Annotated in this window: 7 protein-coding genes and 1 pseudogene; 4 read left to right on the top strand and 4 right to left on the bottom strand. The window is 51.1% G+C overall.

Features of this window, described 5'->3' with window-relative positions; translation table 11 throughout:
* Positions 1-97 precede the first annotated feature (97 nt).
* Positions 98-355 (top strand): annotated as a pseudogene (locus BHE85_RS26370) (Orn/Lys/Arg family decarboxylase); the annotation flags it as partial.
* A 49-nt stretch (positions 356-404) separates the two neighbouring features.
* Here BHE85_RS26370 and nupG read toward each other — a convergent pair.
* The 4 genes from nupG to mutY all read right to left on the bottom strand — a co-directional run bounded on the left by nupG (position 405) and on the right by mutY (position 4362).
* Positions 405-1661: a nucleoside permease NupG gene (gene nupG, locus BHE85_RS26365; protein WP_039064259.1), complete on the bottom strand. Its 1257-nt coding sequence runs from the start codon at positions 1659-1661 to the stop codon at positions 405-407.
* 201 nt (positions 1662-1862) lie between these two features.
* Complete coding sequence (mltC, locus tag BHE85_RS26360) at positions 1863-2942, bottom strand: membrane-bound lytic murein transglycosylase MltC (RefSeq protein ID WP_001298916.1); 1080 nt, start codon at positions 2940-2942, stop codon at positions 1863-1865.
* Between the two features lie 64 nt (positions 2943-3006).
* On the bottom strand, positions 3007-3282 hold the full coding sequence (locus BHE85_RS26355) for an oxidative damage protection protein (protein ID WP_000091700.1): 276 nt from the start codon (positions 3280-3282) through the stop codon (positions 3007-3009).
* 27 nt (positions 3283-3309) lie between these two features.
* Positions 3310-4362, bottom strand: coding sequence for an A/G-specific adenine glycosylase (gene mutY, locus BHE85_RS26350; RefSeq protein ID WP_001295382.1), 1053 nt, complete (start codon positions 4360-4362; stop codon positions 3310-3312).
* 160 nt (positions 4363-4522) lie between these two features.
* On the opposite strand from mutY, the gene trmB reads away from it, so the two are divergent.
* The 3 genes from trmB (at position 4523) to BHE85_RS26335 (ending at position 6471) form a co-directional block, all read left to right on the top strand.
* Positions 4523-5242: a tRNA (guanosine(46)-N7)-methyltransferase TrmB gene (gene trmB / locus BHE85_RS26345; RefSeq protein WP_000786903.1), complete on the top strand. Its 720-nt coding sequence runs from the start codon at positions 4523-4525 to the stop codon at positions 5240-5242.
* Positions 5242-5568, top strand: a complete 327-nt coding sequence (locus BHE85_RS26340) for a YggL family protein (protein WP_001107564.1) — start codon at positions 5242-5244, stop codon at positions 5566-5568. Before trmB ends, BHE85_RS26340 begins: the two co-directional genes overlap by 1 nt.
* A gap of 183 nt (positions 5569-5751) precedes the next feature.
* Positions 5752-6471: a YggN family protein gene (locus BHE85_RS26335; protein ID WP_000984796.1), complete on the top strand. Its 720-nt coding sequence runs from the start codon at positions 5752-5754 to the stop codon at positions 6469-6471.
* Positions 6472-6538 lie beyond the last annotated feature (67 nt).

The raw sequence follows: 6538 nt of genomic DNA, 5'->3' as shown, positions 1-6538 counted from the left end.
TAGCAACAGCTCACCCATGCGGCTCTGACAACGATGTTAACCCGCGTTAAATATCCCACGTTGGCCAGCATCTGTCTCACGGAAAGTCATACTGCCTTATATTCGCGGTGAAGTGGAGTTGGTGCGGATTCGTGATGCCGAAGGGCGAATTGCGGCAGAAGGGGCGTTGCCTTATCCACCTGGCGTGCTTTGCGTGGTACCCGGGGAAGTCTGGGGTGGGGCGGTTCAACGTTATTTCCTTGCACTGGAAGAAGGGGTAAATTTGTTGCCGGGATTTTCGCCGGAGCTGCAAGGTGTTTATAGCGAAACCGATGCGGATGGCATGAAACGGTTGTACGGTTATGTGTTGAAGTAAGAATAAAAAAAACGGGTCACCTTCTGGCGACCCGTTTTTCTTTGCGTAATTAGTGGCTAACCGTCTGTGTGCCTGTCGGGACACGAACGTGTTTATATTTGAACATCGCCATGAACGCGAAGGCCAGAACCACGGAGTAACCAGCGAAAATCAACCATACGGTCTGCCAGTCGGTAATGCCGTTTTGGGTGTACATCTCAACAACTTTACCGCTCACGATGCCGCCGAGGATACAGCCGAAGCCGTTAGTCATCATCAGGAACATCCCTTGTGCACTGGCGCGAATTGCCGGGCTAACTTCTTTTTCGACAAACACCGAACCAGAGATGTTGAAGAAGTCGAATGCGCAACCGTAAACGATCATCGACAGTACCAGCAGTACAGTACCGAACGGAGTCGGGTCGCCGTAAGCAAACAGCGCAAAACGCAGGATCCACGCCACAATACTGATCATCATTACGTTCTTAATACCGTAGCGGCTTAAGAAGAACGGGATGGTCAGAATGAACAGGGTTTCAGAGATCTGCGAAATCGACATGATGATTGACGCATGCTGCACAATAAAGCTGCTGGCAAACATCGGATCTTTGTCGAAGCTGTGCAGGAAGGTATTACCGAACATGTTGGTAATCTGCAGTTCCGCGCCCAGCAGCATTGAGAAGATAAAGAAGATTGCCATACGCTTGTTTTTAAACAGCGCGAATGCATCGAGGCCCAGCAGGGTTGTCCAGCTCTGATTCGCTTGCTGTTTAGCAACCGGAATATGCGGCAGAGTCAGGGTAAACAGAACCAGAATGGCGGAAAGTGCTGCGCCAATATACAGCTGCATGTGGCTTAATTCGAAGCCAGACAGGCTCACCACCCACATTGCCATGATAAAGCCGATGGTGCCCCAGATACGGATTGGCGGGAAGTCAGTAACGATATCCATCCCGGCATTTTGCAGGCGATAGTAAGAGATGGTGTTGATTAACCCAAGCGTTGACATATAAGCAAACGAGTTAATCAATATCACAAGGAACATCGCCTCCGGTGTCGTGACCTGTGCCGCCATGAACAGCGTGATAGCGCCAATGGTGTGGCAAATGGCATATACCCATTTCGCACTTAACCATTTGTCGGCCACAATCCCCAGCAGCGCAGGCATAAAGACCGCTGCGATACCCAGTGAGCTATAAACTGCGCCAATAGAAGCACCGTCAAACTTCAGGGTAACAAACATATAGGAGCCGAGGGTCGTCAGCCAACTTCCCCACAGACAGAACTGCAGAAAAGAGAGGATTTTCAGCTGCAGCTTAAGATTCATGTTAATTTCCTCACATCGTGATGCGGATGAGTGTTTGAAAAAGCACATTTGACCGTGCGAGATGATGGGATTCTATCAACTTCGCGGACTGGTTTTTTGTTACCTGTGGCAAATAATTGCAAACATTCCCAATTTGCAAAACGAAATTGTGATGTGGATAACATTTTTGCCCCTGAGCATCGTCAGGGGCGGTTAATGGAATTATCGGCGGCGGTAGGATTTTTGCGCGGTATTCACTTTATAAAGATAACGGCGAGATTCCGCAGAGGGATGGCGGGTCGTCAGCGTCTGATAAACATCGCCCGGCGTCATGGTGTTAATAATATTGGCAGCCTGAATCTTATCATTCGAAAAGACTCGCAGCACGCTGCCTGCGCCGCCGTTATAGGCGGTGATGACGGCATAACGCCGCGATGTTGGGTTATCAATTCCGCCGAGATAAACATTGTTCAGCATCGCCAGATACGCGGTGCCGGTATCAATATTGCTGGCAGGATCAAACAAGAAACTGCGGCTCGGCGTGCCGGATTTCCCCTGCGAGCGGAACACATCTTTCCCGGCAGTATGTTGTACCACCTGCATTAATCCCAGCGCATCGGAACGGCTGACCGCATACGGGTTAAAGGAAGATTCGGTCTGCATAATTGCCAGAATCAGCGACTCATCAACGCCATATTTCCGTGACGCCTGGCGGACCATGCCGAGATATTTGTGCGCACGTTTATCAAGGTGGTTCGGTACCATGTTAATGGTGACGCTGTAGATGATACGCAGCCCGTTACTGCGGCTTTGCAGACGGTTTTTCAGCAGATAATCCGCGAAGTTGCTTGCGCGACCTTCCCAGCGAATCGGCTGCCCGGTGTTGTCCACCACCTGACCGTAAAGGAAAGGTTCTTTCGAAATCGTAATATCATCAACGTCGGAATAGAGATCGACCGAACTCGGATCGTCACCCATCAGCAACGTTTTGATAATTGCCCGGCGCAAATGCGCGGCAGGTTCTGTCCCGGCGATAGTTTCGATAGTAATCGTACCGTCATCGAAGTTGATGTGGCTGCGGGTCTGATATTGATCGGTGTATTTCACGTAGTCCTTAGGACCGGCGATCACCACCTCTTTGAATCCCCAGATGTTCTCAATATTGTGGGCAAATTGCCCCATCAGAATATCAAAACCGTTGGTATCTTTGACCCAGGCTTCGTTATAGGTATCGCCTTTTTTGGTCGTCGAACAGGAGATGAGCAACGGCGCAATCAAAGCCAGCGCGAGATATTTTTTCATCATTCCGGGTGCGTGTTGTGTTTGTTTTTATGCAAGTTGCCGGAGGCGTGCTCCGGCACTGTTTTTATTTTTTATCTTCCGGCGTATAGCCCTCGATATGCACCTCTTTACCCTCGAACAGGAAGTTGACCATCTCCTGCTCAAGCAGCTTGCGGTGCTCGGCATTCATCATGTTGAGTTTCTTTTCATTAATCAGCATGGTTTGCTTGTGCTGCCACTGCGCCCAGGCTTCTTTGGAGATCTCGTTATAGATGCGTTTTCCCAGCTCGCCGGGGTACAGCTGAAAATCCTGACCTTCTGCTTCACGTTGCAGGAAAGTACAAAAAATCGTTCTGCTCATAAATCATCCTCTTTATCGACTCACGCGCTAAACCGGCGCGCCAGTGCGTAACTGCTGTAACAAACGCTCCACGGGAGCCGCCAGGCCAACTGACGGCGGTTGCGCTAAGTTATACCAGAGCGCATTGCCTTCATCCATGCAGCCGGTGAATGACGACACGGGAAGCCACATAGGCACAATATCTAAGTGGAAATGGCTGAAGGTATGCCGAAACGCGGTCAGTTGCGTCAGGTTATCGGCAGCAATCTGCCGTTGCGCCAGCCACTGCCGCAAACTTTCTTCGTCGGCAAACTGCGGGAAACAGTATAAACCGCCCCACAATCCGCTCGGCGGACGCTGCGCCAGCAATACTTCATCTTCGTGCTGTAACAGCAAAAAGTAGCCGGTGCGCTCCGGCAGCGTCTGTTTCGGTTTTTTGCCCGGATAAAGCGACCAGCTATTATTGGCGGCGGCAATACATCCGTTTTGTAGCGGACAGAGCGAACATTTCGGCTTCGAGCGCGTACAAATCATCGCGCCCAAATCCATCATCGCCTGATTAAACCGTTCCACGCCGACCGCGGGCGTCACCTGCTCGCTCAAACTCCATAATTTATTCTCGACCTCTTTTTTCCCAGGCCAGCCGCTTACAGCATAGCAGCGCGCCAGCACGCGTTTGACGTTACCGTCGAGAATCGGAAAGTGCTTACCCAGAGAAAGCGAGAGAATCGCGCCTGCGGTGGAACGCCCGACGCCCGGTAACGCCGCGACTTCTTCAAAGGTTTCCGGGAATTTACCGCCGTGTAAGGTCGCCACTTGTTGTGCCGCTTTATGCAGATTGCGCGCGCGGGCGTAATAGCCAAGCCCGGTCCACAAGTGGAGAACTTCGTCGAGCGGCGCATTGGCGAGATCGGTCACCGTCGGGAAGCGCGCCATAAAGCGTTCAAAATAGGGGATAACGGTCGCAACCTGAGTTTGTTGCAACATCACTTCTGAGAGCCATACTTTGTAGGGCGTCTTGTCAATTTGCCAGGGCAGCGTTTTTCGCCCGTATTTATCGTACCAGTCCAGAACCTGGGCTGAAAATTGCGACGCTTGCATGGTCACCGAATTCACTGTTGTTGGGGGCAAGATTGCAGCACAGCGACGGCAGGGTGTAAACCGGAACTTTCCGCAGCCACGGCCTTATCATGCTTGCATCCGGCAACTAACTTTGGATAATGCCCGTTTTCAGAACACTTTCACAAGCGACTAAATCTTTATGAAAAACGACGTCATTTCACCGGAATTTGATGAAAACGGCCGCCCACTGCGCCGTATCCGTAGTTTTGTGCGCCGCCAGGGGCGACTGACCAAAGGCCAGGAACATGCGCTGGAAAACTACTGGCCGGTGATGGGCGTTGAGTTCAGCGAAGATATGCTGGATTTCCCCGCGCTTTTTGGCCGTGAAGCGCCGGTGACGCTTGAGATTGGTTTTGGCATGGGGGCGTCGCTGGTGGCAATGGCTAAAGATCGCCCTGAGCAGGACTTCCTCGGCATTGAAGTGCATTCACCGGGCGTTGGTGCGTGCCTGGCTTCTGCGCATGAAGAAGGTTTAAACAACCTGCGAGTGATGTGTCACGATGCGGTTGAAGTGCTGCATAAAATGATTCCTGACAATTCATTGCGCATGGTGCAGCTCTTTTTCCCTGACCCGTGGCACAAAGCGCGCCATAATAAACGCCGTATCGTACAGGTGCCGTTTGCCGAACTGGTAAAAAGCAAACTGCAGCTGGGGGGCGTATTCCATATGGCGACCGACTGGGAACCTTATGCGGAACATATGCTTGAAGTGATGTCTTCTATTGACGGTTATAAAAACCTGTCAGAGAGCAATGATTACGTACCGCGTCCGGCATCACGTCCGGTGACGAAATTTGAACAACGTGGTCATCGTCTTGGTCACGGAGTATGGGACTTAATGTTCGAGAGGGTGAAATAATGGCAAAGAACCGTAGCCGTCGTCTGCGTAAAAAAATGCACATCGACGAATTCCAGGAATTAGGATTTTCGGTGGCATGGCGATTCCCGGAAGGTACATCGGAAGAACAGATTGATAAAACCGTTGATGATTTTATTAACGAGGTTATCGAACCGAACAAACTGGCCTTTGACGGCAGCGGTTATCTGGCCTGGGAAGGTCTGATCTGCATGCAGGAAATCGGCAAATGCACCGAAGAACATCAGGCGATTGTGCGTAAGTGGCTGGAAGAGCGCAAACTGGATGAGGTACGCACCAGCGAACTTTTCGACGTTTGGTGGGACTAAGAAAGCATACGGGCGATGACAAATGCAAAACTGCCTGATGCGCTACGCTTATCAGGCCTGGAAAGATGCACGATCGAGTAGGCGGGATAAGGTGTTTACGCCGCATCCGGCATGGAAAACGCGTACTTTGTTATCAATCTGGGGCCAGCAAATGCTGGCCTGATTTTTTCTTGAGGGAAGACTATGATGCGCAAAATGCTGCTGGCGGCAGCACTTTCAGTGACGGCAATGACCGCTCACGCCGACTACCAGTGCAGCGTCACGCCGCGTGACGATGTGATTGTCAGCCCGCAAACCGTGCAGGTGAAGGGCGAAAACGGCAATCTGGTGATCACGCCAGACGGCAACGTGATGTATAACGGTAAGCAATATTCCCTGAATGCCGCCCAGCGCGAGCAGGCGAAGGATTATCAGGCTGAACTACGCAGCACGCTGCCGTGGATTGATGAAGGCGCGAAAAGCCGCGTCGAAAAAGCCCGTATTGCGCTGGATAAAATTATCGTTCAGGAGATGGGCGAAAGCAGCAAAATGCGCAGCCGTCTGACCAAACTTGATGCGCAACTGAAAGAGCAGATGAACCGCATTATCGAAACGCGCAGCGATGGCCTGACGTTTCACTATAAAGCCATTGATCAGGTTCGCGCCGAAGGCCAGCAATTAGTGAATCAGGCAATGGGTGGAATTTTACAGGACAGCATTAATGAAATGGGCGCGAAAGCGGTGCTGAAAAGCGGCGGTAACCCATTACAGAATGTGCTGGGAAGCCTGGGGGGGCTGCAATCCTCAATCCAAACCGAGTGGAAAAAGCAGGAAAAAGATTTCCAGCAGTTTGGCAAAGATGTTTGTAGCCGCGTTGTGACTCTGGAAGATAGCCGCAAAGCCCTGGTCGGGAATTTAAAATAATCCTCTATTTTAAGACGGCATAATACTTTTTTATGCCGTTTAATTCTTCGTTTTGTTACCTGCCTCT

Source organism: Shigella sp. FC1567 (assembly GCF_001743015.1).
GTDB lineage: Bacteria > Pseudomonadota > Gammaproteobacteria > Enterobacterales > Enterobacteriaceae > Escherichia > Escherichia coli.
The sequence above is the reverse complement of the archived record's forward strand: the minus strand, read 5'-3'. Positions and strand labels throughout refer to the sequence as shown.

Coding starts and splice junctions, on each gene's coding strand:
- BHE85_RS26340 (WP_001107564.1), top strand. CDS start 5,242: ATGGCAAAGAACCGTAGCCGTCGTCTGCGTAAAAAAATGCACATCGAC.
- BHE85_RS26355 (WP_000091700.1), bottom strand. CDS start 3,282: ATGAGCAGAACGATTTTTTGTACTTTCCTGCAACGTGAAGCAGAAGGT.
- nupG (WP_039064259.1), bottom strand. CDS start 1,661: ATGAATCTTAAGCTGCAGCTGAAAATCCTCTCTTTTCTGCAGTTCTGT.
- mltC (WP_001298916.1), bottom strand. CDS start 2,942: ATGAAAAAATATCTCGCGCTGGCTTTGATTGCGCCGTTGCTCATCTCC.
- mutY (WP_001295382.1), bottom strand. CDS start 4,362: ATGCAAGCGTCGCAATTTTCAGCCCAGGTTCTGGACTGGTACGATAAA.
- BHE85_RS26335 (WP_000984796.1), top strand. CDS start 5,752: ATGATGCGCAAAATGCTGCTGGCGGCAGCACTTTCAGTGACGGCAATG.
- trmB (WP_000786903.1), top strand. CDS start 4,523: ATGAAAAACGACGTCATTTCACCGGAATTTGATGAAAACGGCCGCCCA.